Origin of the sequence: Streptomyces sp. TRM70350 (genome assembly GCF_019219825.1) — a bacterium.
Classification (GTDB): Bacteria; Actinomycetota; Actinomycetes; order Streptomycetales; family Streptomycetaceae; genus Streptomyces.
Window position 1 is genome coordinate 1 of sequence record NZ_JAHUXH010000019.1, and the last position, 26,889, is coordinate 26,889.

The following is a 26,889-nucleotide window of genomic DNA, read 5'->3' on the forward strand; positions in this document are numbered from 1 at the left end:
CGCGTGCCGAAGCCGAGCTTCTGGACCTTCCGGACGGCGTTCCCGTCCTCAGTGTCCTGGTCGTGGCATGCGACGCTTCCGGGCAGGCGCTGCAAGTCTCTGACGTGCTGCTGCCTGCCGACCGGCAGGAACTCGAAGACACCTACCGCCTGAACTGAGCCTGATCCGCGGCCAGTTCCTCTCAATCGACGCCCGGTTCCACTTGACAAGTCAACCTGGCATCCCTAGCTTCGAACTTGCTAAGTCAACTTGTCAGGGGGTAGGTTGATCGACTCAGAAGGAGAAATCTGTGCGTGTGATCCGCGTTGACGCCTCGACCGCCACGATCCTGCTCACCGAAGCGCCGGCACCGAAGGTGCGCGACCGGCAGACCGCCGCTTTTGTCGGGGTAACGGCCGCCGCGAGGCATTCGTCTCAGCGTTTGTGCAGCTCAGCGTCGGCGAGTCCGATGCTATTCAGTGCAACAGGTGTTGCGCTATCACCGGTGAGGGTGAAGCGGCGACGAGCCGGTGGCGAGGGGGGTTCGGCCTGGGTCTCCTATCTCTGACCCACGGTGCGAAGCGTCCAGGCCCGGTACGCGTCTAAACTGCCGGTTCCCAGAGCAGAGAGGACGACCTGTCAGATGGCAGCGCCGGACGATACGACATCCCGTTCTCCGAGTGGTGGTCCTCAGCCTTCCGACCTGCCGCCGGAAGGCAGTGATGGGGGAAGACCCCTGCGTCGGCGCATCGCTGACAGATGGAACGGCCTCGGGCCCGCTGGCAAAGCGGGTGTGATCGTGATCGGCGGCGTGGCCGCTGCGGTGGTCGGAGGCTTCTTCGCCTTTTCCAACACCCGCGCGACCGCGGCCGCCGTGGTCGACGAGGAGGACACAGACCCACCCACCCGCTTCTGGACCAACCATGCAGGCGGCTACTACGTGTGCAGTCACATGGGGTGCAGCAAGAAGGTAAACCCGACCATCATCGGTCACGACTGCTGCGGCCGGTGCTCACGCGGCTCGGACTGTCTGAGAGCCGCACAACGCGATTACGACGGCCCCGGCGGCTTTGCTCACACCTACTTCGAGGTGCTCCTGCGCCCCGGCGTCTGCGACGTCTGCGGCGAACGGCCCGAAGCACACCCGTGGGTGTTCGACTTCCTCACCGGCCAGCGTCGCTAGGGCGCGTATCGAGTCGTGGTCAATGGGTGGTCCGGGTGAGATCTTTGATCCAGATCATCGAGACCGGCGAGGTAGCTGTCCGGGGTCTGGTCGTATCGGGTGGCGATGCCTCGCCAGGCCTTGAGCTTGTTGATCAGTCACTCAACGGTGTTCCTCGCACCCGTCGGCGGAGAACGTCGCCGCAGTGAAGAGGACCCTGCCGCCAGAGAACGCAGCATCGTTGAGGGCGACCATGCCCGCCGGAGAACGTCGTCACGACCTCTTAGTGAAGAAGACCCCGGGCCGCTGTCTGAGGCTGAGGCCCGCGTGAGCTACGCGTGCATACTCCGGGACGACGTCGCCCTCAGGCCGACTCAGACATTCATGTGAACCACGAAGAACGGCAAGCTCACTCCCAAGCGGCAATCCGCATAGGAGTGACCGAAAGCCAAAGATCCGGACTGGTCGGTAAAGACGCTCGCCAAGAAGCTCACGTTGAATACCTGACCAGCTGCCAGCGTGACCGTGGGTGCAATGTCTGAAGCAAAGAAGGACCCAAATCCGTTACCACTGGCTCCGGTTTGGGATGTGTGATTCCAGAGTTGAATCGTCCGCTCCCCTTGGGGGCCCAAGACCGCACCTGAGACAGGATCCTGAACTACGACTTTACATAGTCCGTACGTGTTCGCTGAGAACAGCGTCGCGTCGATGGACCACCACCATGTGTCGGACATAGGAGGCGCAATACGAGCGACTCCGTCGATCGTAGCTTTCAGGGCTACGCCCACACCCGCAGTCGCCCAACTTGCACCGCTGCCGTAGTACCCCACGACGGACGTTTCGAACGTGCCAGCATTCTTGTCCGCGATAGCTTCGCCAGCGTTGTGTACGGGATCGCGAATCTCCCAGTCATACGGCCGTCCAAAGACGTTGATTCCTTGTTTAACACCTTTGAATGCGTCCCTGACCTGAGCATCCCAGCTGCGAGTCGGGCTGACAGGGAGAGCATCCTCCTGCGCAGCACGTGCCTTCCCCCGCAGGTGTACTAGTTCTTGGGATGCGGCCTCGGCGTCAGCGTCCTGCTCCACGATCCGAAGGATCGGGGCGTACGCCCGTCGTTCGACCGCGGCGGCACGCGCGTTCGTCTCGGCGTGATCCTTCCAGGGCGCCTCAATGAGGCGGTCGATCTCTGCCTGGTGTACTGCGGTGAACGCTTCGCGGATTTCATCGGGCCGCTTCACAGTCGGACCCGATTCCTGAATTATGTGGTCCATATGAAAATTCTCACGGAACCAGCTATGTGGCGCAACTTGAGCGCCTTGGCTGGACGTTGCAGTCCGGGTACCCACGACGCTGCGGGCCCTTCCCAAGGCAGCGACTGGTGTTGAAGGCGCCCGCTTAAGAGGTCGTCTCATTTGGAGTGCTAGGGCCCCGGGGACCCGTGGGCTCGGTCCGCCGGCTGACCCGGGGCAGGGGCGACGTCGCCCTGGGCACAACAGCCACCAGTCGGTTACTTTTCTCCTGGGGGCAGAGGAACTCACGGGATGTCGCACAGTCGCGATGTCGTCACGAGCGTGCTTGGTTCAGAGCCCGAGTTAGTTCGCGGTTCGCGCCGCGGGCGGCATCGAGCTCGGCCTGGCGTTCTTCGAGCTGTCCGGTGAGTTCCACATTCGTCTGCTCCAACTGGACGATCTGGCGCTGGAGTTCTTCGATGTCCGCCGTCGCGCCGAGCCCGGATTCCTTCCAGGCTTGGTCACCAAGAAGTTCGGAGAGCCGGTCTTCGAGTTGCCGGACCCGGGCTGTGAGCCGGACGTTGCGGTCCTGCGCGTTGGCCAGGTCGGCCTGCAAGGACGCCCGAGTCACCTGGGCGCCGCTCTCCAGCCCGACGGCGGGTGCGGCTTCGGCGGCGTGGATCTGGGCCAGCAAGTCGCGGTGCCGGTAGAAGAACGTGCGGTCGACGCCGACCCGCCGTGCGACGGCTGAAACGCTGAGCGATTCGCCTTGCCTGATCGCCTCGTTGAGGGCCTTGACGACCCGTTCCCGGCGGCGGGCCGAGTCGGCCCGCCGTCCTTCGATCATCGGGGAGCTCCTGATCATGCACCTCGTAGTTCTTCGGGAGGCAGGCCGATGCGGGGCATGCCCAGCATCACGGAGCGGCTGGAGCGGACGACCTTGACAGCCTGCTTGATCTGGGCTTGTTCGTCCGGGGTCATGTCGTCGAGTTCTTCCTTGACCCTAGCGATGAGGCGCCGGACGCGGCGGATCTCTTCGTCCGAGGGCATTGCCTCCGAGCGTGCCCACTCGTCAGCGTCGAAGGTGCTGATGAGCCTTTCGCGACTTCGCAGCAGGTCGGAGAGATAGTTCTCCAGGTCGGGAAGGTAGGAGACGTCCGTGCGGAAGTGGCCGCAGCCCACGCAGCGAAAGCGCATGGGGCAGGCGTTTCCGCCCGCGGCCACGTTGCTCGGCTCGGTGCAGACTCCGTATGGCACGCTGGTCTCGCCGATGGACCGGCGGTCGCGCTCGGAGTCGAGGAGCGAGTGGACGTCCCGCCAGATCCGGTTGCCGTGTCGGTCGAACTGCATCGCGGTGACACGGTCGACGGCCTCGCGGCGTCGTTCGTCCCGAACGCGGTAATAGCGTTGAGTTGTGGTGAGTTGCCGGTGATCCATAAGCCGTTGCAGCACGTCAGGGTGGATGCCGGCGTCCGCGTGTCGCTGGGCGTATGAGTGCCGGTAGGCATAGGGAAAGATCTTGGCCTTGTCGAACGGCAGCAAACCTCGCCCCGCTGTCGTACGTCTCGTACGAGGGCTCGGTACGGCTCTACATCGTCCCGCACCTGGGCGCGAAGCGGCTCGACAAGCTGACCGTCCGGGACGTACGCGAGTGGCTCACCAAGCTGGCCGCCATCTGCCAGTGCTGCGCGCAGGGCAAGGACGCCAAGCGGCCGAAGTCACGGCAGCGCTGCTGTGCTGTCGGTGAGTGCTGTGTGGCCTACCCGTCCCGTCGCGTGGTCCAGGCGGCACGCGACGCACTGCGGGCGGCGCTCACCCACGCCGTGACCGAGGAGGAGATCAGCAAGAACGTGGCCTCCCTGGTCAAGGTCCCCAAACCTCGTCGCCGCCGTATCAAGCCCTGGTCCGTGGTCGAGGCGGGGCGCTTCCTCGCCGATTCCCTCACGCGAAGATCCGCTCTTCGCGGCCTGGGTGCTCGTGCTGTGCCTGGGACTGCGTCGTGGTGAGGTCCTCGGACTCACCTGGAAGTCAATCGACTTCGAAACGGGTGAACTGTATGTGGATCACCAGATCCAGCGAGCGGGCCGTCAGATCCTCCATCGGGAGACCAAGACGGAGGAGTCGGACGACTTCCTGCCTCTCCCTGAGTTCTGCCTCAAGGCGCTCCGTATGCGCCGGGCCCAGCAGACCGGCGATCGGAGGCGGCCGGGGAGCTCTGGCAGGACACCCGTGGCCTGATCTTCACCACCAAGTACGGGACTCCGATCGAGCCGGGCAACCTCACCCGCATGTTCGCCCTGCGGGCCCGCCGCGCCGGCCTCCGGGTCATCCCGCTGCGGAACACCCGGCACACGTGCAGCTCGCTCATGGTCGCCCTGAAGGTGCACCCGAAGGTGGCCCAGCGCATCCTCCGGCATTCGCAGATCGCCATGACGATGGAGGTCTACGCCGAGGCGAGTGAGGACGAGGTACGGGCCGCGCTCGGCAAGCTGTCGGACGCGATGGGCGGCACCCCTTCCGGCGGCTGACATCAGCCGTTGCTGTACTTCGCTGCTGTACTCCCCTAAAACGCCGAAGGCCCCGGATCACTCCGGGGCCTTCGACCTGTGCGCACTCGGCAGGATTCGAACCTGCAACCTTCTGATCCGTAGTCAGATGCTCTATCCGTTAAGCTACGAGTGCTTGTCTGTGTTCTGTTTTCCCGCCGCTCCCGTTCCTTCCGGCCCGCTCGCGGCGACAGGAAGAACATTACATGACTGCCGCCGTCATGTGAAATCCGTTAGCCGCACCCCTTGTGACCTGCGAAAACGCACCTCCAAGGGCCCTGCAACGACCGAAGCCCCGGTCCTCGGGACCAGGGCTTCGGTGAGGTGCGGAGGCGGAGGGATTTGAACCCTCGATGGGCTTTAAGGCCCAAACCGCATTAGCAGTGCGGCGCCATAGACCGGACTAGGCGACGCCTCCAACACAGCCGCTCGCGCAGGCGCGAGTGGTGCGTCCAGATGATGACACAGTCGAGCGTGCTGTCACCAATCGCCCCCCACGGTACTAGGCAGGCGGGCCGCAGGGCAAAGGGCTTCCCCGCCGGTCGGGGCGGGTGCCGGATGCCGGGGGCGCACGGGGCGCGCAACGTCCGGGGGCGTACGGCGTTAGTCAGGTCATGTTGCAGGTCATGAGTCTTACGCTGCCCCGGCTCGCCCTCGCCGCCGGCGCTTCCCTCGCCGCCCTCACCTCGCTGCCCGCCGCCCCGGCAGCTGCCGCCGCGCCCTCCCCCTCCCCCTACCCCTTCCTCGGTCAGCACCGGGGGCACCACCACAGCGACACCGATCACCTCACCGTCACCGTCCATGGGGTGAGCAGTGGTGCTGACGGGACATTCGAGGTGCGATGTCATCCGAGTGGCGGAAGTCACCCGGCCGCAGGCAGGGCGTGTCGGGCGCTGGAGAGGGAGACCCGGTGGGGGCGGGACGTCTTCGCGCCCGCGCCTCGGGACACCATGTGCACCATGCAGTACGGCGGTCCCGCCACCGCCCGCGTCACCGGCACGTGGGCCGGACGCCCCGTCGACTCCACGTTCGACCGCAGCAACGGCTGCGAGATCGCCCGCTGGGACCGGCTCGTACCATTGCTGCCGGATGCCCGCGCGTAAACCCTCGCGCCGCCTCCCGATGCAGGCCCGCTCCTGAGGCTTCGTCCGGCTCCTCCAGAGGGCCCGGCAGAGGGCCCGGCAGAGGGGGCAGCGCCGATACCGGCAGTGGCCCACACATCAGCCTTCACGCCAGTGCTCCCAGAAGCCGCGCCACGCCTTCGTACCGCTGTACCGCCGCCTCCACAAGCCATGCGCAAGTCCCACACCGCCGCTCCCAGAAACCCCCACCCCCGCCTCCCCACCACACGGCACACCACCGAAGCCGTAGCCGTAAAGGTCCGGCGCAGAGGGCGCGAACGGTGTGTGGCGGCGATGTGCGCGGGCGCGTGACGCGCATCCGCGCCGTGTCACTTCGTCGTGCGAGCTCTCTCGCATCCCGCGTCGCGAGCACAACCCCAGCCCTTAGACTCCCTCGCGTGACACGTCGCGGGCCGGTTGGCAAGATGGCCGGAGCGGTTGGCAAGGTGCGGTAACAGGAGGGAAGCGTCTCGTGAGCAGCAGGCCATCCCGAGGCGCTGCTCGCCTCGCAGCCATACTGGACGCGCTGCCCGACGCGTTGGTGCTGGTCAACGCCAATGGGACCGTCGTCAACGCGAACACCATCGCGCTGGAGGCCTTCGAGGCGCCCGGGACCGCGCTCGTGGGGCGCGGGCTGCTGGATCTGCTGCCGCAGTTCGACTCCAAGCTGATTCCGGGGTCCATGCGGCGGCCCGACCACATCGACCCGCGCGGCCGGACCAAGCCGACCCGGATGATCGCCCGGCGGACCGACGGGAGTGAGTTCCCCGTCGAGGTCACGAGTGCGAATCTCGAAAACGGGCAGCAGGCCTACGGCAGTTACGGCTACGCCAGCGACGAGCTGCTCATGCTCGTCGTGCGCGACCTCTCCGGCACCGTCGACACCGAGGCCGAGCTGGCCCGCTCGCAGCGGCAGACCGAGATGATCCTGCGCGCCGCGTCCGAGGGCGTCGTCGGCACCGACACCGACGGCCGGATCGTGCTCGTCAACCCGGCCGCCGCGCAGATCCTGGGCTACCGCGCCGGCGAACTCGGCGGCAAGGAGCTGCACACCCTCGTACTCCACTCGCGCGCCGACGGCTCCCCCTTCCCCTACGAGGAGTCCGCGCTCGCCGACACCCTGCGTTCCGGGCGCAAGCACCGGGTGCGCGGGCAGGTGCTGTGGTCCAAGGGCGGGGACAAGGTCTCCGTCGACCTCACGACCGCGCCCGTGCGGGACGGCGACCAGCTCGTCGGCGCCGTGATGACCTTCAGCGACCGACGGCCGTACGACGCCCTCGCCGAGGAGAAGGCCGCCGCCGAGCAGCGGCACGCCGAGGAACTGGAGCGGCTCTCCGAGGAGCACGCCTCCGACCTCACCGCCCTGCGCCAGCAGCACGTCACCGAGCTGGAGGAGCTGCGCGAGCGGCACGCCGAGGAGGTCGCGGCGAGCGAGGAGCGGTATGCCGCGCTCGCCGAGCGGGAGAAGGACCGGTACGAGGCCCTGGCCGGGCGGCACGAGCAGCTGTTGACGCTGCTCGGGCGCTCCCTGCGCGGACCCCTCGACGAACTGCGCCGCGATCTCTCGGCCCTCGCCGCGGACGACGCCGGGCAGCTGTGGCCCGAGGCCAACCAGGTCCTGCACCACCTCTCCGCCGGGTACTCCCGGATCACCCAGCTCATCGACAACGTCCTCGGCTACCAGCGGCTCGACGCGGGCACCGAGGAGATCACGCGGACGAAGGTGATGCTCGACGCGGTCGTCGCGGCCGGTGTCGACGGGGCCGTCGAACTCGTCGGCCCGGGGCGTGTGCAGTTCGCCGTGCACGCGCCGCCCATCGAGGCCGAGGTCGACCCGCAGCGCCTCGCCACCGCCCTCGCGCATCTCGTCGCCGATGTCGCGGGCGTCGACGCGACCGGCAACGCGCCCGCGTCGGCGGGCGGTTACCTGGACAACACGGTCGTGGTCGCGGCGGCGCAGCGCGGCGAGGTCGTACGGATCGAGGTGCGCGGGCCCTACGCCGGGGGCGACCCGGTGCACGAGCCGATCGTGCGCGGGATCGTGCGCGCCCACGGTGGCGTGCTGCAGACCCACGAAGTGCCAGGCATGAGCGGCAGTGCGTACGTCCTTGAGGTGCCGCTCGGCGGTGGGGCGGGGGCCGTTGCGGCTCCGGCCGCGCCGGAAGCCGCGCCGGAAGCCGCGCCCGAGGCCGTCGAGGAGGCCTCCGGCGGCGGGCGGCGGCGCGCGCGGCGGGGCGCCACGGACGCCTTCCTGGAGAGCGAGGTGCCGCAGGCCGAGGCCGCCGAGGCGGAGGCCGCCACTCCCACCGGGCGGCGTCGGCGCCGGGCCGCGCCCGAGGTCGCGGAGGCGACCGGTGAGGCCGGTGGGGGTACCGGGCGGCGGCGTGGGCGACCGGCCGAGGGCGCCGAGGTCGCCGTAGCGGGCGGTACGACGGACAGCGCGGCGGCGGACGGAGTCGCCGAGGGCGCTGTCGTCACGGCCGCCGAGCACGCCGCGGGGACCGCGGCGGCCGCGAACGGGCTGGGCGGGACGGTCCCGCCGCAGGGCGTGCCCGCGTCCGGTGGCGGACGGCGGGCCCGGCGTGCGGCGGGGGAACAGCATGCTCTGCCTGCGGCGTTGCCCGCGGCCGGGTCTCAGGCCCCGGCGGGTGCGGCGCCGGTGTCCCCTCCTGCGCCCGATGCGTCTGCATCGGTGGTTCCGGCCGGGGCCGGTGCCGAGGGGCAGCAGTCGACCGGGCGTCGGCGGCGGGCGCTCGCGGCGGCTCAGGAGCGGGCCGCCGCGCAGGAGGCGGGGCCTCGTACGGTGTTCGCGCTGCCGCCCGCCGAGGCGGACCGGGGGGCGGCTCAGGCGACGGCCGCCCCGCCCGCGCAGCCTCAGGGTCTGGGACCGGCGGGTGTCCAGGTGCCGGGGCAGGCTGTCCCGCAGGCCGGTCCGGCGCAGGCGCGCGTGCCGAACCAGGGCGCTCCCGGTGCCGCGCCCGCCGACGATCACGGTCGGCATGACGCCGTACCGCACGACCAGTCCGACGACCACACCCCGCCGCAGCCGCATCCGGCGAGCGCGCCGACGGGACGCCGCCGTCGGGTGGCCACCCCGCAGGCCGAGGGGAACGGGGCACCCGCGCAGGCGATTCCGGCCCAGGTGAATCCCGTACCGACGGCTCGGCCGCAGGCCCAGCCGCAGGTCCAGGCCGAGCCGCAGGTCCAGCCTCAGGTCCATGTCCAGCCTCAGCCCCAGTCGGTCCCCGGCGCCCCGGCGGCCCAGCCGCAGAACGTCCCCGCGCAGCAGCCGTCCGGGCAGGTCAGCGTGCCCCCGCAAGGCGTGGCACAGCCGGTCCCGGGCCAGCCCGCCCCCGGCCTGCCCGTCCCGCCGCAGCCACAGCCGCAGCCCGCCCAGGCCGCCGTGCCCCCACCGGCCCCGGCCCCGGGCCATCCCCTCCCCGCCGAGGCGGCCCCGGCGCACAGCACCACCCCGCCCCCGCAGCAGTGGCCCGCCAGCGCCGGTGCGGACGAGACGTCCGGCACCGGCACCCCGGTGCCTCAGCCCGGCACGGGCACCCCCGTGCCGCCGAACGCCACTGGCCCCGTACCGAACGCGCCAGGGACCCCCGTACCCCCCACTCCGGCCCCGGCCTCGGCTCCGGCTCCCGATCAGGCACCCCCCGCACCACAACCGCCCGCCCCTGGCACCCCGCTGCCGCCCGAGGCGGCGGTCGCGCCGACCAGCGCGGCCCAGGCGCGGATGGCGCAGCCGTTGCCCGCCGAGGCCGCCGGTGCCGCCCCGCCCGTGGACCCGAACTCCACGCAGGGTCGCGCGATCAGTGTCCGGACGCTGGGGCAGGGCGTGCCGTTCACGCGGCAGGCGGCGCAGGTTCAGCAGCCACCCGCCGGAGCCACACCACCACCCCACCAGCCACCCGCCGGAGCCACGCCCCCACCCCACCAGCCACCCGCCGCGACCACGCCCCCACCCCACCAGTCGTCGGCCGGAGCCACGCCTCCGCCGCATCAGTCGTCGGGCGGGGGCAGGCGCCGCAAGCTGGGTACGCCGCCGGAACCGGCCGCCGCGCGCCCGCACCCGCACCCGCAGGGCGAGCAGGCGCCCGCCGCCCAGCAGAAGCAGCCGTCGCTCGCCGGGCAGTCGCGGCTCGCCGGGCCCGCGAGTGAGGGCGCCGGACGGTCGTACGCCATAGGCGCACCGGACGAGAACGCCGCCGAGGGTCCCGAACCGCTGGACGGTCCCGGTGGGGCCGTCGAGGTCGCGGATCCGCCGCGGCCGCAGCCGATGGACGACGAGCTGCCGCCGGAGCCGCTCGACAACCCGCGTCGGCTGCTGGTGTGGCCCGCGCCGGACGTGTCGACGCAGCAGGCGCTCAGCGACCGCGGCTACCGGCCGGTGATCGTGCACTCGCGCGACGAGGTGGACGCGCAGATCGCCGCGTTCCCGGCGGCGCTGTTCGTGGACCCGCTGACCGGGCCGATCACCCGGACGGCGCTGCAGTCGCTGCGGCAGGCGGCCGTGGCGGCGGAGGTGCCGGTCATGGTGACGGCCGGGCTCGGGCAGGCGACGCGCGAGGCGGCGTACGGCGCCGATCCCGCCGTACTGCTGAAGGCGCTCGCCCCGCGGGACAGTGAGCAGCACCCGCCGCGCGTGCTGCTGATCGAGGAGCACGCGGAGATCGCGCTGGCGCTGACCGCGACGCTGGAGCGGCGCGGGATGCAGGTGGCGCGGGCGGCGAGCGACGCGGACGCGGTGACGCTGGCGGGGCAGTTCCGGCCGAACCTGGTGGTGATGGACCTGATGCAGGTGCATCGGCGCCAGGCCGGAATCGTGGACTGGCTGCGCGCGAACGGGCAGCTCAACCGCACCCCGCTCGTCGTCTACACGGCCGCCGTCGACCAGGCCGACCTGCCGCGGCTCGCCTCCGGGGAGACGGTGCTGTTCCTCGCGGAGCGGTCCACGAGTACGGAGGTACAGAGCCGGATCGTGGATCTGCTGGCCCGGATCGGGACCAACTGAGCGGGACGTGACGGTGCCGGTCAGCTGCGGCCGACGTCTTTCAGCGCGCGGACGACGGCCTGTTCGTCGCGGCCGTTCACGGCCTTTTCCAGGCTGTCGTCGGCCCTGCGGGAGAAGCGTTCGCCGCGTGCCACGTCCTGTTCGGTCAGGACCCGTCCGCACCACTCGCCCCGCCCGGCCGTGCGGTCGTCGAACGGGACGGCGGCGCCCTCCCCCAGGACGGCCCACCCGTCGGCCGTCCAGCGCACGGCGAGCAGATAGGTGTGGCCGGGCTCCAGGCGGGGTGCGTAGGCGGCGGTCCGCTTGACGCGGTCGCCGCTCGCGCGGTGGATGCGCCAGCCGGGGGCGGTCAGGTCGAAGCCCTCGTCGAGCGACCGGTCGGGACGCGGGGCGGACCAGAGGACGTCGTCCGTGCGGAAGCTGACCGTCCGGTCAGTCTGGTAGCGGTACGCGCCCTTCTTGAACTCGCGCCGGTTGGTCTCCTCCTCGCGGACCGGGGCGGCCACGACGACATGGTCGGCGTTCTCGACCCAGTCCCGCGCCGTCTGCGAGGGGTACGGATCGTCGGCCAGGCCGCAGCCCACCACGGTGTCCAGACCGCCGCTGCCGACCAGCAGGGCTCCGGCGACACCGGCGAGGGCCAGGAACAGCGCGACGGGACGGCGCGGGATGCGGCGGGCTGAATGCGTCAGGTCCATGACGTTCTAGACGATCAGTCAGCCGGTCCGGATGGCCGGGTGCCGTGCGTTGTTGATCACTTCGGCCGTGCTGTGTGACGGAACCTCAGCGCGCCGTCAGCCGCCGTGCCGCCTCCTTCACCGACGCCCGCAGCCGCTCCTGGTCGGCGCCCTCCGCGCCCACCAGGAGGCGCTTCATCTGCGGGACGACGGCCGCCCAGTTGGCCAGCGCGGTCAGCACGAAGAGCAGGTGGGAGGCCGGGATGGCGTCGGTGACGACACCCCGTTCCTGGCCGTCCCGCAGAGCGGCGACCTTGCGGGCGTAGTGCTCCCGGCGTTCGGGCTCGTCGGGCAGTTCGGCGGTGCCGTACTCCAGGCCCTCCCAGAAGAGCAGGCGGAGCACGCGGTCGGCCTGCTGCTGTTCGCCCCGCTCGGCGACACCGTCAACCGGCGCCGTCTGGTCACCGGCCTCACCCTGCTGACCACGGCCGCGCTGGCCGCCTCCGCCGCGGCGGGCGGCACGGGCACCCTCGCGGTCGCCGTGTTCGTCGCGTCCGCCGCGACCGTCATACCCCAGCTCCTCGTCCCGCTGGTCGCCGAACGCGCCCGCGCCGCACGCCGCGCCCGCCATGTCGCCGCCGTGATCTCGGGCCTGTTCGCGGGCATCGTCGCCGCGCGCGTGGTCGGCGGACTGGCCGGGCAGGCCGTCGGCTGGCGGGCGGTGTTCCTGGGCGCGTCCGCCCTGACCCTCGTCCTGGGCCTGGCCACGGCGCTGCTCCTGCCGTCGCAGCGGCGCCCGCGCACCGGCCGTCTGCTCTCCGGCATCCCCGCGCTGCCCGGTCTCGTCCGCCGCTCGCCCGGCCTGTGGCGCGCCTGCGTACGGCAGGCGGGGATGCTCGGGGCGTGGAGCGCGCTGTGGACGTCGCTGGCGCTGCCACTGACGGGGCCGTCGTACGGCCTCTCCCTCGCCACCGCCGGGCTGTTCGGCCTCTTCGGGCTGGCGGCCGGCGTGGTCGCTCCGCCGGCGGGCGGGCTGGTGGACCGTTTCGGCGCCGCACGCGTCGTACGCTCCGCCCATCTGCTGGCGGCCGTGTCCGTGCCGCTCTTCTGGCTGGGCGGCCAGGTGATGTGGGCCCTCTCCGTGGCCGCGATCGCCGTGCACGCCGCCCTGGTCGCCTCCCACGTCGCCGACCAGACCCTGGCTCTCACCACGACCTCGACCCCGGCCACCGCCAACACCGCGTACGTGGTCGCGGGCTTCGCGGGCGGCGCGGTCGCCTCCGCCCTCGCCGGGACCGCGTACGGCCACAGGGGCCGGGGTGGCGTGTGCGCGGCGGCGGGAGCGTGGCTCCTGCTGGGGCGGACGACCACGTCCGTACGGCGGTGAGGGCCGCCGCCGTACGGACGTACGCGTCGCTCAGAGCTGGGTGACGTCCAGCTCCCCCTGCGCGTACTGCCTGCGCAGCACCTTCTTGTCGAACTTGCCGACGCTCGTCTTCGGGACCGACTCGATGACCGTCCAGCGCTCCGGGAGCTGCCACTTGGCGATCCCGCCGTCGTCGGCCAGGAAGGCACGGAGGGTCTCGAAGTCGGCGCTGGCGCCGTCCTTCAGCACCACCGTGGCCAGGGGGCGCTCGCCCCACTTCTCGTCGGGCACGGCGACCACGGCGGCCTCCGCCACGTCCGGGTGGGACATCAGGGCGTTCTCCAGTTCCACCGAGGAGATCCACTCGCCGCCGGACTTGATGACGTCCTTGGCGCGGTCGGTGAGGGTGAGGTAGCCGTCGGGCGAGATCGTGCCGACGTCTCCCGTCTTCAGCCAGCCGTCCTCGCTGAACTTGTCGGCCGGTCGCAGGGGCTCGGCGTCCGTGCCGTTGTAGTAGGCGCCCGCGATCCAGGGGCCGCGGACCTCCAGCTCGCCGGCGGACTCGCCGTCCCAGGGCAGGCGCTCGCCGCCGGGACCGGTGAGGCGGGCCTCGACGCTCGCCGGGAAGCGGCCCTGGGTGAGCCGGTACGCCAGCTCCTCCTCCGTGCCGACCGCGTGGGCCGGCGGGCGGGCGACCGTGCCGAGCGGGGAGGTCTCGGTCATGCCCCAGGCGTGACAGACCCGCATGCCCAGCTCGTCGAACGCCTCCATCAGGGAGGGCGGGCAGGCCGAGCCGCCGATGGTGACCTGGGTGAGCGAGGAGACATCACGGGGCCGGGCGGCCAGCTCGGCGAGCAGGCCCTGCCAGATGGTGGGGACCGCGGCGGCGTGCGTCGGCTTCTCCCGCTCGATCATCTCGGCGAGCGGTGCGGGCTGCAGGAAGCGGTCGGGCATCAGCATGTTGACGCCGGTCATGAAGGTGGCGTGCGGCAGACCCCAGGCGTTGACGTGGAACTGGGGGACCACCACCAGGGACATGTCCTGGTCGGTCAGGCCCATCGACTGCGCCATGTTGACCTGCATGGAGTGCAGGTAGACCGAACGGTGGCTGTAGACCACGCCCTTGGGGTCGCCCGTGGTGCCGGAGGTGTAGCACATGGCGGCGGCCTGGCGTTCGTCCAGTTCCGGCCAGTCGTAGGTGGTCGGCTTGCCGGCGATCAGGTCCTCGTACTCGTGCACCTGGGCGGTGGCGTCGGCGAGGAGGGAGCGGTCGCCCGGGCCGGAGACGACGACGTGCTCGACCGTCTTCAGGTGCGGCAGCAGGGGGGCCAGCAGCGGGAGCAGGGAGCCGTTGGCGATCACCACCCGGTCGGCGGCGTGGTTGACGATCCAGGCCAGCTGCTCGGGAGGCAGGCGGAGGTTGAGGGTGTGCAGGACCGCGCCCATGGAGGGGATCGCGAAGTACGCCTCGACATGCTCGGCGTTGTTCCACATCAGGGTGCCGACCCGGTCGTCGGCCTGTACCCCGAGGTCGTCGCGCAGGGCGTGCGCCAGCTGGGCGGCGCGGGTGCCGATCTCGGCGTAGGAGCGGCGGTGCGGGTCGTCCTCGCCGGTCCAGGTGATCACCTGCGACGATCCGTGGATCGTGGACCCGTGGGCCAGGATCCTGGAGATCAGCAGCGGTACGTCCTGCATGGTGCTCAGCACGGCGTCCTCCCGGGGCGACATTGCCTACGCGGCGGTAAGGTGTGCGCTGATTCTGCGCACGTACCGCGCGGTATGTCACTAGATCCGGATGATCGATCACCGCACGTTGCCGGACACAACGGCGCGAGATCGAACAACGCCCAGCTCACGTCACCGGACCAGCCCGAGCTCGGGGTCCTCGCGGAGCTTGCCCAGCGCCCGGGACACCGCCGACTTCACCGTGCCGACCGACACGCCGAGCACCTCGGCGGTCTGGGCCTCGCTCAGGTCCTCGTAGTACCTGAGGACGACCATGGCCCGCTGCCGGGCCGGGAGTCTCATGATCGCCCGCCACATCGCGTCGTGCAGCGCCTGCCGCTCGGCCGGGTCGTCGCCGACGGGCAGCGGCTCCGGTTCGGGCAGCTCGTCGCAGGCGAACTCGTCCACCCGGCGCTTGCGCCACTGCGAGGTACGGGTGTTCAGCAGCGCGCGGCGGACATAGCCGTCCAGCGCGCGGTGGTCCTCGATGCGCTCCCAGGCGGCGTACGTCTTGGTGAGCGCGGTCTGCAGCAGGTCCTCGGCGTCGCTCGGGTTCGCGGTGAGCGACCGGGCGGTGCGCAACAGCACGGGCTGGCGGGCCCGGACGTACGACGCGAAGGACGGGTACGTGACGGTCTGCGTCCGGGGTACGGCCGCGTTCGAGGCGGTGGTGCAGACGGGTGTGGTCATGGCTCCAAGCTAGGTTCGCGGCCCCCTCCACCGGATCGCCCGCAGGTCCCGAAGAAGAGTCCCCCTCAGGGTGTAGAGGTGGGGCTGGCTGCACCTCCTGGAGGTGGACGAGGGAGGGAGTCCTACTGCGGGTGTGTCCCCTAAGGGGTGCTTGGGGGGCGGGTGGAGGGACGCTCGCCTCCCGGCCGTCGGGCGGTCAGGGGCCTCCTCAGCGGTGCGTCATCTCCCCGCCGTCAGCACCAGCCCCGACGTGGGCACGCCCGTCCCCGCCGTCACCAGCACCCGCTCCGCCCCCGGCACCTGGTTCACGGACGTGCCGCGCAGCTGTCGTACCGCCTCCGCGATCCCGTTCATGCCGTGCAGGTACGCCTCCCCGAGCTGGCCCCCGTGCGTGTTCAGCGGCAGCCGGTCCTCGGCGACGAAACGGGCCCCCTCGCCGCGCCCGCAGAACCCGTACTCCTCCAGTTGCATGACGACGAAGGGCGTGAAGTGGTCGTACAGGATCCCCACGTCGATGTCGGCCGGACCGCATCCCGCCGTCCGCCACAGCCGCCGCGCCACCACCGCCGCCTCCGGCAGCCCGGTCAGATCACCGGCGTAGAAGCTCGTCATCTGCTCCTGCGCCCGGCCCGCGCCCTGGGCGGCCGCCGCGATCACGGCCGGGGAGTGCGGCAGGTCCCGGGCGCGTTCGAGCGAGGTGACGACCAGGGCCTGGCCGCCGTCCGTCTCCTGGCAGCAGTCCAGCAGCCGCAGCGGCTCGGCGATCCAGCGGGAGGCGGCGTGGTCGGCGAGGGTGATCGGACGGCCGTGGAAGTACGCCGCCGGGTTGGCCGCGGCATACCGGCGGGCCGTGACGGCGACCGGCCCGAAGGCCTCCTCGGGGGTCAGCCCGTAGGTGTGCAGATACCGCTGGGCCGCCATCGCCACCCAGGACGCGGGCGTGAGCAGCCCGAACGGCATCACCCAGCCCAGCGCCACGCCCTCCGCCGACGGCTCCCGGTGCCGGACGCCGGAACCGAAGCGGCGGCCCGAACGTTCATTGAACGCGCGGTAGCAGACCACCACCTCCGCCGCCCCGGACGCCACCGCCAGCGCCGCCTGCTGCACGGTCGCGCACGCCGCGCCGCCGCCGTAGTGGACGCGGGAGAAGAAGGACAGCTCGCCGATGCCGCACGCCCGGGCGACGGTGATCTCCGGGCTGGTGTCCATGGTGAAGGTCACCATGCCGTCCACGTCGGCCGGCGTCAGCCCGGCGTCGTCGAGCGCCGCCCGCACGGCCTCCACGGCCAGGCGCAGTTCGCTGCGCCCGGAGTCCTTGGAGAAGTCGGTGGCGCCTATGCCCGCGATCGCCGCCTTCACGAGGTGCTCCCGGCGGGCAGCGTGAGGGTCACCGTGCCGGTGACGTGTCGGCCGATGCCGTTGTCGCCGGTCACTCGGACCACGGCCGTCGATCCGTCGATCGCCTCGACGCGGCCGGTCAGCACCATGGTGTCGCCCGGGTGGTTGGGCGCGCCGAGCCGGATGGCGACCTTGCGCAGGACGGCGGTGGGGCCGAAGTGGTCGGTGATGTAGCGGCCGACCAGGCCGTTGGTGGTCAGGATGTTCATGAAGATGTCCGGAGAGCCCTTCTGCCGGGCGAGTTCCGGGTCGTGGTGCACGTCCTGGTAGTCCCGCGAGGCGATCGCCCCGGCCACGATCAGCGTGCGGGTGATCTCGATCTCCAGCGGCGGCAGTTCGTCGCCCACGTTCACGACAGCCCTCCTCGGAACAGCCCTCCCCGGAACACGGGCAGCACCAACTCGTCGTCGTACCGCCGGAACTCCAGCCGTACCGGCATCCCGATCCGCACCTTGTCGTACGGCACCCCGACCACGTTGCTGACGATCCGCACGCCCTCCGCCAGTTCGATCAGGCCGACGGCGTAGGGAGGGCCGAAGGCCGGGAAGGGCGGATGGTGCATGACGACGTACGAATGGACCGTGCCGTCCCCGGCCGCGCGGACGGTGTCCCAGTCCAGGCCGCCGCACGCGTGGCAGCCGGGGAGCCAGGGGAAGCGCAGGGTGCGGCAGTCGGCGCAGCGCTGGATCAGCAGCTCGTGCCGCTGGACGCCCTCCCAGAAACCGGCGTTGTCGCGGTTGACGACCGGGCGGGGGCGGGCGTCGGCCGGGGCCTTCTTCCGGCGGGCGGGGGCGTACTTGAGGATGCGGAAGCGGTGGGTGCCGACGAGTTCGCCACCGGCGTGGACGCGGGTGCGGGTGGTGACGAAGTAGCCGGTGCCGAGCTTGGTGGTCTTCCGCGCCGAGACCGACTCGATCACGGTGTCGAAGGTGATCTCGTCACCGGGGCGCAGGGGGCGCAGATACTCCTGCTCGCAGTCGGTGGCGACGACCGAGGTGCAGCCGGCGTCGTCGAGGAGGCCGATGAGTTCGTCGTACGCCGGTGTCCGCGTCGTATGGCCCGCGAGTCCCCCCATGGTCCAGGCCTGGAGCATGGGGGGCGGGGCGATGGCATCGGGGCCGGTGTACGCCGGGTTGGTGTCGCCGAGGGCCTCGCACCAGTGGCGGATCATGGGCAGGTTGACGGGGTCCTTGCCGGTACCGGCGAGGGTGGCGGGGCGGCCCTCGTAAGCCTTGAGACGCGCGCCGAGGCCGTCGTCGCCTGTGCGGACCATGCCGTCCATGCCGTCCATGCCGTCCATGCCGTCCATGGCCGTCGTACCCCCTTCCCGTGGGCGATTTCTGACTGTCCGTCAGATGACGGGGGCTGTCAAGGCCGGGTACGTGCCGGTCGTCGGGGGCGTTGCGCGCGGGTCGTCGGGGCCGTTGCCCGCCAGTCGTCAGGACCGTCGCGTGCCGGTCATCAGGACCGCCGCGCGCGGGTCGCCGAGGCCATTGCCCCCAGTCGCCAGGACCGTCGCCCTCCGGCCGTAAGGACCGTCGCGTGCCGGTCATCAGGACCGTCGCGCGCGGGCCGTCAGGACCGTTGCCCGCCGGTCGCCAGGGACGTCGCGCGGGTCGTCAGGGACGTCGCGCGGGTCGTCAGGGACGTCGCGCGGGTCGTCAGGGACGTTGCCCGGCGACCGCCAGGACCGTCGCCCGCCGGTGAAAACGCCTGCGCGGCGGCGCCGAAGCACCGCCGCGCGGACTGACCTTGTTCACCCCACTGCACACTCACCCCACACACGAGTCGAGGGGACCGGCGCCGGTGCGCCGGCCCCTCGGATCACCACCAGGGATAGAAGTTGACCGCGAGGTTCCCGTTGCCTTGCTGAACGGCCGTGTACGCCGAGTCGTCGACCTGCGCGGTGTTGTTCTGGTTGGAGGCGCCGGAGCCGATCGCCTGCTGCTGGGTGGTGGACGAGTTGCCGTTGTTGTCGTCGCCGACACCGCTGCCGAGGATGCCCGCGAACGCGTTGGTGACGGAGGCGGTCGATCCGTTGTCCGCGAAGGAGCCGTTGTCCGCCGTCGCAATACCGGCGAAGAGGGCGGCTGCGAGCGGAAGGGCGGAGACCGCGGCGACAACGCGGGCGGCACGGATGCTTGCCATGTGTGGTTCCTCCAGTAGCAAATACGCCCGGCCGGATGGCCATGAGCGCGTGAAGTACGGCTATTGCCAGGGCAGTTGGCCGACCACCCCGGCGGTGTGAGCACGACGTCGCGCGATCAGAGTTGCCCACCGAATCCCCGGCGAACCACACCGGAAGGTGCGATTCGCCCTCAAGCGTGACGACAAGGCGATAAACCCCCTAGGCCACGTCGCCCCCTCGCCTCAGGGCACACAGGACGCCTCCACCCCAAGCGGCACAACAGCTGAAGCGTTCCGTCGGCCTTCCGGACAATCTCCCGACCCCGGCGCGCCGCGCACCCCCTCTTCCCTTTCTCCGAACACGCGTACGAAAATAAACCATGGCCACCATCGACCGGCAGGCCACGACGCTGGCCCTCGCACACGCCCTGTCAGCCGCCGAACGCGGCCTGGCCGTCATCCCCCTCTCCCGAACCAAGCTCCCGGCCCTCCGCTCCCCCCACCGCGCCGATCCGGCGGCCCCCGCCTGCCACGGTGAGTGCGGCCGTTTCGGACACGGGGTGTACGACGCCTCCACCGACTCCCGCCGGATCCGCGAACTCTTCGCCGCCGCCCCCTGGGCCACCGGCTACGGCATCGCCTGCGGTCTGCCCCCGCACCACCTCATCGGCATCGACCTGGACACCAAGTCGGGCACGGACTCCTCGGCCGCCCTGCGCGAACTGGCGCTGCGGCATCTGTTCACGATCCCGCCCACGGTCGTCGTACTGACCCCGTCCGGCGGCCGCCACCTGTGGCTGACCGGCCCGCCCGACGTGCCCGTCCCCAACTCGGCCGGCCGCCTCGTCCCCGGCATCGACGTCCGCGGCGCCGGGGGCTACCTCGTCGGGCCCGGTTCCCGCACCGAGCACGGCGTCTACGGCACGGCACCCGGCACGGCCCACCTGGTCCCGGCCCCCTGCCCACCGGCCCTGCTGCGCCTGCTGCTCCCGCCGCCGCGCACGCCGACCCCGCCGAACGCCGGAACCGGACACGGAGGTGGCCACGGCCAAGGCCTTGTCCAGTTCGTGCTCGCGGCGCACGAGGGCCAACGCAACACGCGGCTGTTCTGGGCAGCCTGCCGCGCCTACGAGAACGGCATCGGCCCCGCCCTCCTCGCCCCGCTGCTCGACGCGGCCCTCACCACGGGCCTGACGGAGCGCGAGGCCCGGGCCACGATCGCCTCGGCGGCGCGGTTGACGGGGCATCGGCCGTGAGGGCCGGGCAGCACCGACACGGCGATGGGGTGAAGGTCCCGGAAGACCTTCACCCCATCGCCAGGGAGAGGACGGATCACATGACGCCCTCGGCGACCGGAGCCTCCTCAGCCGGGGCCTCCTCGACCGGGGCCTCCTCGACCGGCGGCTGCTGCTGCTGCTCGGCGGGCTTTTCCTCGACCGGCGGCTGCTCCTCGGCAGGCCGCTCCTCGGCCGGGGCCTCTTCGACTGGCGGCTGCACCTGGGCCGGCTGCTCCTTGGGCTTGTTCTCCTCCGGAGCGGGCACCTCCTTCGGCTTGTTCTCCTCCTCCGGAGCGGGCACCTCCTTCGGCTTCTCCTCGCCCGGCTTGCCCTCGCCCGGCTTCCCCTCACCCGGCTTCTCACCCGGCTTCTCGCCCGGCTTCCCCTCACCCGGCTTGCCCTCGCCCGGCTTCCCCTCACCCGGCTTCCCCTCACCCGGCTTGTTCTCACCAGGCTTGCCCTCGCCAGGCTTGTTCTCACCCGGCTTGTTCTCACCCGGCTTGCCCTCGCCCGGCTTGTTCTCACCCGGCTTGTTCTCACCCGGCTTGCCCTCGCCCGGCTTGTTCTCACCAGGCTTGTTCTCACCCGGCTTGTTCTCACCCGGCTTGCCCTCGCCAGGCTTGTTCTCGCCAGGCTTCTTGTTCTGGTCCTTCTCCTCCAGCTTCTCCGCCTGCTTCTCGTCCTTGAACTGGTTGTTGTTGTTGATATTGATGTTGATAACCTTGATGTTGATTTTGTTCTGGACGAAGAAGTTGGCCTTGTTGTGGCTCTTGACGAAGTAGCGGGGCTTGCCGTGCTTGATCACGTAGTAGCAGTCGTGATCGTCGTCCCAGTAGAACTTGATGTTCTTGTACCAGCACGAATACTTCTCGTCCTTGAAGTGCTTCTTGTAGTACTTCTTGTCCCAGCAGTAGCGCTTCCCCTTACCCTTACCCTTCCCCTTGGCCTTGCCCTTCCCCTTGTCCTTCCCCTTGTGGTCCAGGGCCTTGGTCACCGTGGAGTCGGGCATCGCCGCCGCCGTCGCCGTACCGGCCGGCAGGATCACGGCCCCGCCGACGGCGACGGCCGACGCGGTAAGGGTCGCCAGGCCCAGCGCTCGCCTACTACGGACGCCGTCACGCTTACGGATGATGCGGTTCATGATTGTCTCCTCGTGAAGTGAAAGGCGCTTTTCTCACGCCCCGGTGCCTCGATCTCTTTGCGGTGTTTCCGGTGAGGCCCGCACTTCAAGTACGCCGGAATCGCGGAGCAGGGTCATGCTCCGAAGACTCGGGACTTGACGTAGGAGAAAAAGGTGCGTAAAAGAGGCCCGCGCCCCACACGGCGGCCGTGCCGCAAGGCGCGATTGGGCAGCCACGGCACCCGGACACGCGAACGGCCCCCGACCGAACACTCAGGTCAGGGGCCGTTCTCACTGCTCATCACGCGGTGGGTGTGGGATTTGAACCCACGGTGACATCGCTGCCACGACGGTTTTCAAGACCGTTCCCTTAGGCCGCTCGGGCAACCCACCTGGGCCCCGGCCCACCAGGGGCGGAGCGGATACAGCGTACCGGCCTCATGCGTTTCGCGGGGGCCGTGGTCCACCACAGGTCCAGATCTTGAAAGCGGAGACCGTTCCCGACATCCCCGGTGTCATCCCGCTGGCGCTGGTCGGCACCCTGCGCACAGTGCGCGCCTTTGCGCCGGTCCTGGGCGCCAACGGCGGCGGGCGGACCACCCGGAGTCAGCTGTCGCCCACGCGGGCGCCCAGGGTGACCTCGACGGTGTGGGTCCTGCCGTCGCGTTCGTAGGTGATCGTGACCTTGTCGCCGGGCTTGTGGGTCCAGATCTCGCCGATCAGGGTCGGGCCGCTGTCGATCACCGTGTCGTCGAGCTTGGTGATGACGTCCCCGGGCCTGAGACCGGCCTTGTCGGCGGGGCCGCCCGCCTCGACCGGGTCCGTGCCGCCCGCACCCTTGTCGGTGATCTTCGCGCCGTCGGAGGTGTCCTCCAGGGAGACGGACGCGCCGATCTTCGCGTACACCGGCTTGCCGGTCTTGATCAGCTCCTGGGCGACGTACTTCGCCTGGTTGATCGGGATGGCGAAGCCCAGGCCGATGGAGCCGGACTGGCCGGTGCCGAAGCCGCCGTTGCTGCTCGACTGGATCGCGGAGTTGATGCCGATGACATTGCCCTTGGCGTCCAGCAGCGGGCCACCGGAGTTGCCGGGGTTGATGGAGGCGTCGGTCTGCAGGGCGCTCAGGTACGACGCCTGGCTGCCGGTGCCGTCGCTGGAGGCCACCGGGCGGTCCTTGGCGCTGATGATGCCCGTCGTCACCGTGTTCGACAGGCCGAAGGGGGCGCCGATGGCGATCGTGGAGTCACCGACGGCCACCTTGTCGGAGTCGCCCAGGGTGAGCGGCTTCAGGCCCGAGGGGGCGTTCTTGAGCTTGATCACCGCCACGTCGTAGCCCTGCGCGTTGCCGACGACCTCGGCGTCGTACTTCTTGCCGTTCGGGAACGTGGCCGTCAGCCTCCCACCGTCGACCGCGTCCGCCACCACGTGGTTGTTGGTGATGATGTGGCCCTCGGTGTCGAAGACGAAACCCGTGCCCGTGCCGCCCTCGCCGCTGCTGCTCTCGGCCTCGATGGTGACCGTGCTCGGCAGCGCCTTGGCGGTCACCGCGGCGACCGTACCGGGATCGCGCTTGAGGTCGCCGCCGCTGTCGGGGGCGGAGACGGTGGTGGAACCGGTGTCCTCGTTCTTGGCCAGCGTGTAGCCGAGGCCGCCGCCCAGCCCACCCGCGACCAGCGCGGCCACCAGGACCGCGGCGAGCAGACCACCGCGCCGGCCACCGGGCTTCGGCACGGGCTGCGCGTACGAGGTTCCCCAGCCGGAGCCGTCACCCGCCCCGCCGGTGCCCTGCGCTGGGTACGCGTGCGTGGGCGGCGGCGGGGGCGACCAGCCGCCCTCGGGGGCGGTGTTCGGGGAGCCGCCCTGCGGGGCCGCCGAGGCGTACGCCGGTGCGCCGGCCGCGTGCGGCGGCTGCTCCGGTACGTCGGGAACGCCCGGAGGCGTGGCCGGCAGCGGTGTCGTCGGCGCGTCCTCGGCGGGGGCGTGTGCGGGCTGCTGCGGGGAGACTGCGGGAGTGTCCACCGGCACGGGAGGTGCAGACGGGGCCGGTGGTACCGCAGTGCCCTCGTTCTCGGTGCTCACAGCTTTACTCCTCGGTCCACTGCTGTTGGTCAGGCGCGACGCGGCTGCGCCTGTGCTCGCTTGTGATTTTTGTATGCCGTCAGCTTTTCCCACAGGACGTCAGGGCACCATAAGCGGTCGCTGTGGGTGTTCGACTCACCTTTATATGGGACCAGTCCGACTAAAGGCGCGCATTCCCACCGCCGCCGAACCGCCTCCGCTCCCACGGCTACCCCGTGCCGGTGGCACCATGACGCGGTGACCCACGCACGACAGCACCGGATCCAGGTCGTCGCCCACCGCGGCGCCTCGGAGGACGCCCCCGAGCACACCCTGGCCGCGTACCGGAAGGCGATCGAGGACGGGGCGGACGCGTTGGAGTGCGATGTCCGGCTGACGGCCGACGGGCATCTCGTGTGCGTCCACGACCGCCGCATCGACCGTACGTCCAACGGTCGCGGCGCGGTCTCCGCGCTGGAGCTGGCCGATCTCGCCGCCCTGGACTTCGGCTCCTGGAAGTACCGCGGGTCACTGCACCACCGGGACGAGGAGCCCGACTGGGTGCACCGCCCGGAGGACCCGGCGGAGACCTCCGTACTCACCCTGGAGCGGCTGCTCACCCTCGTCGCGGACGCCGGGCGGCGGGTGGAGCTGGCGATCGAGACCAAGCACCCCACGCGATGGGCCGGACAGGTGGAGGAGCGGCTGGTGGCGCTCCTGAAGCGGTTCGGGCTGGACGCCCCGCCCGCGCCGCAGGAGTCCGCGGTACGGGTGATGAGCTTCTCGGCGCGCTCCCTGCACCGGATCCGGGCAGCCTCGCCGACGCTGCCGACGGTCTATCTGATGCAGTTCGTCTCACCCCGGCTGCGCGACGGACGACTGCCCGCGGGTGTCCGGATCGCGGGCCCCTCGATCCGCATCGTGCGCAATCACCCGACGTACATCCAGCGGCTGAAGCGGGCCGGGCACCAGGTGCACGTGTGGACCGTGAACGAGCCCGCGGACGTCGATCTCTGCGTTGACCTGGGCGTCGACGCCATCATCACCAATCGCCCGCGCGCGGTGCTGGACCAGCTGGGTCGCTGACCCATGAAACGAACCTTGACCCATGAGCCCACCTGCACCATCCTCCAGTCTCGGCCACACCGTCGAAATCCAGCCACATGCCGACCGGTCCATTACAGGGAGTGCTCCGGCGCGTTCGGTCCGTGTTCGATCGTTGCGAATGCGTCGCCGGACCTGGATTGGCCGGTTTCCGGTACAGGCCAATGGGGCATCCACACCGTGGCGTGGGGCGAAGGAGGTCTCGGGGGTGGCGTTGGTGGTGGCACAGGAGGTGCCCACGTCGTCGAGCATGGCCGTACCCCATGGCCCTGCGGGCGTGGGGAAGGCGCGGCACCGGATGCGCGACCAGTTGCGCAGAGGTGGCGTGGCGGAATCGGTCATCGACGATGCCGTACTGATCCTTTCCGAACTTTTGAGCAACGCGTGCAAACACGGTCGGCCACTGGGCGACGCCCTGGCCGGGGACGGTGATGTCCGGGCCGCGTGGCGCGTGCACCCGGGCGGCAGGCTGGTCGTGGAGGTGACGGACGGCGGCGGACCGACCCGTCCGGCCCCGGCGACCCCCTCGGTCACCGCACACGGCGGCCGCGGGCTGAACATCATCACGGCGCTGGCCGACGACTGGGGCGTACGGGACGACAGCCAGGGCGAGGTCACGGTCTGGGTGGTGATCCACGGCGGAGTGCACGATTCCGGTGCGGGGCACCGGCGCGACGACTTCGCTACGCGTGTCACGGCCCCGCCGGTCTCGGCCATACCCGAGCTGGACTTCGCGGACGCGTTCGACGACCTGGACTGAGACCGGACCGCCGACCGGAACTGAGACTGTCCGCCGACCGGAACTGGGGCTGGCCGCCGACCCGTACTGAGACCGGACCGCCGACCGGAACTGAGACTGGCCGCCGACCGGAACTGGGGCTGGCCGCCGACCCGTACTGAGACCGGACCGCCGACCCGTACTGAGACCGGACGATCACGGCTGACCGCAGGTGACCGCGAAGGGCTCAAGGGTTACGTCCCTCTCCCGGGCTCGGGGCCCGCTCCGCCCAGGTTGTCCACAACGCCCCCGTCATCCACAGGTTCCCGTCCCCCCGCGCACAAACGGCTAGGCTCCCGCCGTACGAGACGAGCCGTAACCGGGAGACACCCACCATGGCCAAGAAGCGATCCCAGACGAAGGCCACGCGCCCGCAGCTCACGGATGGAGAGATCCCGGTGGTCGGCGCCCGCGAGCCCTGCCCCTGTGGCAGCGGACGCCGTTACAAGGCGTGCCACGGCCGGGCCGCCGCCCAGGCCGCGACCGAGCTGGTGCACCGCCCGTTCGAGGGGCTGCCCGGCGAGTGCGACTGGGTCGCCCTGCGCGAGCTGGTCCCGGCGGCCACCGCCGCGCTCACCCTCAAGGACGGCCTCCCCGAGGGAGTCCCCTCGGTCACGCTCGCCACGGTGCTGCCGATGGCCTGGCCCGCCCTGCGCCGCGACGACGGCTCCGTCCTGCTCGGCCTGCAGAACGACACCGCGTCCGGCGACATCAGCCGCGACCTCGCCGACACGCTGCTGCGCGCGTTGGAGGCGCAGCCCGGCACCCCGGTGAAGGGCCGCCGCGCCCCCGCCGACGGGCCCCGCCTGCAGGACGTGCTCGATCCCAAGGCCCCGTTCGAGCCCGCGGTGCACTCCGGCTTCGAGTTCTGGGTGCCGGACCCGGAGAACGCCACGCCGGACGTGACCGCCTCCCTGGAGCGGGCCAACGCCGCCGCCGTCCCGACGGTCAAGCTCCAGGGCGTCGACGCGGCGTACTGGTGCCAGACCCCGGAGAAGAACCACCTGCGCTGGGTCATGCCGCACCCGGAGGAGCAGCTTCTGGACGCTCTCGCGCGGCTGCACGCGGCGGGCCGGTCCAGCCTCGGCGAGGGCACCCGGCTCGTCGGCTCCTTCCGGGCGCACGGCCTGACCGTGCCGGTGTGGGACCTGCCGAGCGGTGTCACCGCCGACGACGTCGAGAAGCCGGCGGCCGAGTTCGCCGAGCGGCTGGCCGCCGCGCTGGCCACGGACGCGCCGCTCACCGCGGACGAGCGTCGCGCGCGCGGCGGCCTGACCAACCGGCAGGTGACCCTCAGCTGACGCCCCCGCGGCTCGACAGCTGACTGGTCGGTCAGTCGAACGGCTCACCGGATCGGGGGGCTCCAGTCGAACTCCCGCTGCCGACAAGCCAGTCGGTGTCCGAATAGCCGAGGAAAACGGGAGATCGAATTTGCGAACCGCCGATCTCTTGTTACCGTTCCAGTAGCCCGGTTGCTGGTGCATCCCCCGTCGCCAGCAACCGGGTCTT

At 70.9% G+C, this 26,889-nt stretch carries 21 protein-coding genes, 3 tRNA genes and 3 pseudogenes; 10 read left to right on the plus strand and 17 right to left on the minus strand.

What is annotated here, in order from left to right:
* On the plus strand, positions 1-158 hold a 158-nt coding region (locus KWI83_RS24965; protein WP_218516157.1), incomplete at its 5' end, for a UTRA domain-containing protein.
* Positions 159-772: 614 nt separating this feature from the next.
* Positions 773-1,162 carry a hypothetical protein gene (locus tag KWI83_RS24970; protein WP_218516632.1) on the plus strand — a complete coding sequence of 130 codons (390 nt, stop codon included), beginning with the start codon at positions 773-775 and terminating at the stop codon, positions 1,160-1,162.
* Between the two features lie 19 nt (positions 1,163-1,181).
* Here KWI83_RS24970 and KWI83_RS40400 read toward each other — a convergent pair.
* The 4 genes and pseudogenes from KWI83_RS40400 to KWI83_RS24985 all read right to left on the minus strand — a co-directional run.
* Positions 1,182-1,365, minus strand: a pseudogene (locus KWI83_RS40400) (hypothetical protein); the annotation flags it as partial.
* A 150-nt stretch (positions 1,366-1,515) separates the two neighbouring features.
* The gene (locus KWI83_RS24975) at positions 1,516-2,415 is read right to left on the minus strand and encodes a hypothetical protein (RefSeq protein WP_218516633.1); all 900 of its coding nucleotides are present in this window, start codon (positions 2,413-2,415) and stop codon (positions 1,516-1,518) included.
* A gap of 292 nt (positions 2,416-2,707) precedes the next feature.
* A complete protein-coding gene (locus tag KWI83_RS24980) occupies positions 2,708-3,220 on the minus strand; it encodes a DUF6262 family protein (protein WP_218516634.1) in 513 nt (170 codons plus the stop codon).
* Positions 3,221-3,234: 14 nt separating this feature from the next.
* Entirely contained in the window at positions 3,235-3,915 is a 681-nt protein-coding gene (locus KWI83_RS24985) for a tyrosine-type recombinase/integrase (RefSeq protein WP_218516635.1), read from the minus strand.
* Between KWI83_RS24985 and KWI83_RS40060 the strand changes: the two are divergent.
* Positions 3,915-4,901 (plus strand): annotated as a pseudogene (locus tag KWI83_RS40060) (tyrosine-type recombinase/integrase); the annotation flags it as partial. The gene KWI83_RS24985 and the pseudogene KWI83_RS40060 sit on opposite strands and share 1 nt — an antisense overlap.
* Positions 4,902-4,982: 81 nt before the next feature.
* Here the strand turns inward: KWI83_RS40060 and KWI83_RS24995 are convergent.
* Together KWI83_RS24995 and KWI83_RS25000 are read right to left on the minus strand one after the other, a co-directional pair.
* A tRNA-Arg gene (locus KWI83_RS24995) sits at positions 4,983-5,055 on the minus strand.
* Positions 5,056-5,246: 191 nt separating this feature from the next.
* Positions 5,247-5,337, minus strand: a tRNA-Ser gene (locus KWI83_RS25000).
* A 208-nt stretch (positions 5,338-5,545) separates the two neighbouring features.
* Here KWI83_RS25000 and KWI83_RS25005 point away from each other — a divergent pair.
* Positions 5,546-6,022 carry an SSI family serine proteinase inhibitor gene (locus KWI83_RS25005; protein WP_308122167.1) on the plus strand — a complete coding sequence of 159 codons (477 nt, stop codon included), beginning with the start codon at positions 5,546-5,548 and terminating at the stop codon, positions 6,020-6,022.
* A 490-nt stretch (positions 6,023-6,512) separates the two neighbouring features.
* Positions 6,513-11,060: a PAS domain-containing protein gene (locus KWI83_RS25010; protein WP_218516637.1), complete on the plus strand. Its 4,548-nt coding sequence runs from the start codon at positions 6,513-6,515 to the stop codon at positions 11,058-11,060.
* Positions 11,061-11,080: 20 nt separating this feature from the next.
* On the opposite strand, the gene KWI83_RS25015 is transcribed toward KWI83_RS25010, so the two are convergent.
* Together KWI83_RS25015 and KWI83_RS25020 are read right to left on the minus strand one after the other, a co-directional pair.
* A complete protein-coding gene (locus KWI83_RS25015) occupies positions 11,081-11,758 on the minus strand; it encodes a hypothetical protein (protein ID WP_256362775.1) in 678 nt (225 codons plus the stop codon).
* A gap of 85 nt (positions 11,759-11,843) precedes the next feature.
* Positions 11,844-12,140, minus strand: a pseudogene (locus KWI83_RS25020) (TetR/AcrR family transcriptional regulator); the annotation flags it as partial.
* On the opposite strand from KWI83_RS25020, the gene KWI83_RS25025 reads away from it, so the two are divergent.
* Positions 12,063-13,124 (plus strand): MFS transporter, encoded by a 1,062-nt coding sequence (locus tag KWI83_RS25025; protein WP_308122169.1) that lies wholly within the window; start codon positions 12,063-12,065, stop codon positions 13,122-13,124. The pseudogene KWI83_RS25020 and the gene KWI83_RS25025 overlap by 78 nt on opposite strands.
* A 30-nt stretch (positions 13,125-13,154) precedes the next feature.
* Here KWI83_RS25025 and KWI83_RS25030 read toward each other — a convergent pair whose 3' ends face one another.
* From KWI83_RS25030 to KWI83_RS25055, 6 genes are all read right to left on the minus strand, one after another.
* Positions 13,155-14,831: a long-chain fatty acid--CoA ligase gene (locus KWI83_RS25030; protein ID WP_218516638.1), complete on the minus strand. Its 1,677-nt coding sequence runs from the start codon at positions 14,829-14,831 to the stop codon at positions 13,155-13,157.
* A 129-nt stretch (positions 14,832-14,960) separates the two neighbouring features.
* Positions 14,961-15,518 carry a SigE family RNA polymerase sigma factor gene (locus KWI83_RS25035; RefSeq protein ID WP_218516639.1) on the minus strand — a complete coding sequence of 186 codons (558 nt, stop codon included), beginning with the start codon at positions 15,516-15,518 and terminating at the stop codon, positions 14,961-14,963.
* Positions 15,519-15,737: 219 nt separating this feature from the next.
* Positions 15,738-16,877 (minus strand): lipid-transfer protein, encoded by a 1,140-nt coding sequence (locus tag KWI83_RS25040; RefSeq protein WP_218516640.1) that lies wholly within the window; start codon positions 16,875-16,877, stop codon positions 15,738-15,740.
* Positions 16,874-17,269 (minus strand): MaoC family dehydratase, encoded by a 396-nt coding sequence (locus KWI83_RS25045; protein WP_218516641.1) that lies wholly within the window; start codon positions 17,267-17,269, stop codon positions 16,874-16,876. Before KWI83_RS25045 ends, KWI83_RS25040 begins: the two co-directional genes overlap by 4 nt.
* Positions 17,266-18,216, minus strand: coding sequence for a bifunctional MaoC family dehydratase N-terminal/OB-fold nucleic acid binding domain-containing protein (locus KWI83_RS25050; protein WP_256362789.1), 951 nt, complete (start codon positions 18,214-18,216; stop codon positions 17,266-17,268). The genes KWI83_RS25045 and KWI83_RS25050 overlap by 4 nt, the downstream gene beginning before the upstream one ends.
* A 524-nt stretch (positions 18,217-18,740) precedes the next feature.
* Positions 18,741-19,064 (minus strand): hypothetical protein, encoded by a 324-nt coding sequence (locus KWI83_RS25055; protein ID WP_218516642.1) that lies wholly within the window; start codon positions 19,062-19,064, stop codon positions 18,741-18,743.
* 359 nt (positions 19,065-19,423) lie between these two features.
* Here KWI83_RS25055 and KWI83_RS25060 point away from each other — a divergent pair, with 359 nt between their 5' ends.
* Positions 19,424-20,299, plus strand: a complete 876-nt coding sequence (locus tag KWI83_RS25060) for a bifunctional DNA primase/polymerase (protein ID WP_218516643.1) — start codon at positions 19,424-19,426, stop codon at positions 20,297-20,299.
* A gap of 76 nt (positions 20,300-20,375) precedes the next feature.
* On the opposite strand, the gene KWI83_RS39040 is transcribed toward KWI83_RS25060, so the two are convergent.
* The 3 genes from KWI83_RS39040 to KWI83_RS25080 all read right to left on the minus strand — a co-directional run bounded on the left by KWI83_RS39040 (position 20,376) and on the right by KWI83_RS25080 (position 23,519).
* A complete protein-coding gene (locus tag KWI83_RS39040; RefSeq protein WP_256362776.1) occupies positions 20,376-21,461 on the minus strand; it encodes a hypothetical protein in 1,086 nt (361 codons plus the stop codon).
* Between the two features lie 285 nt (positions 21,462-21,746).
* Positions 21,747-21,833, minus strand: a tRNA-Ser gene (locus KWI83_RS25075).
* A 213-nt stretch (positions 21,834-22,046) separates the two neighbouring features.
* Positions 22,047-23,519: a S1C family serine protease gene (locus KWI83_RS25080; protein ID WP_218516644.1), complete on the minus strand. Its 1,473-nt coding sequence runs from the start codon at positions 23,517-23,519 to the stop codon at positions 22,047-22,049.
* A gap of 237 nt (positions 23,520-23,756) precedes the next feature.
* Between KWI83_RS25080 and KWI83_RS25085 the strand changes: the two genes are divergently transcribed.
* The 3 genes from KWI83_RS25085 (at position 23,757) to KWI83_RS25095 (ending at position 26,681) form a co-directional block, all read left to right on the plus strand.
* Complete coding sequence (locus KWI83_RS25085; protein ID WP_218516645.1) at positions 23,757-24,584, plus strand: glycerophosphodiester phosphodiesterase; 828 nt, start codon at positions 23,757-23,759, stop codon at positions 24,582-24,584.
* 139 nt (positions 24,585-24,723) lie between these two features.
* Entirely contained in the window at positions 24,724-25,362 is a 639-nt protein-coding gene (locus KWI83_RS25090) for an ATP-binding protein (protein WP_218516646.1), read from the plus strand.
* A 353-nt stretch (positions 25,363-25,715) separates the two neighbouring features.
* Positions 25,716-26,681: a DUF5926 family protein gene (locus KWI83_RS25095; protein WP_218516647.1), complete on the plus strand. Its 966-nt coding sequence runs from the start codon at positions 25,716-25,718 to the stop codon at positions 26,679-26,681.
* The last annotated feature ends 208 nt before the right edge of the window (positions 26,682-26,889 follow it).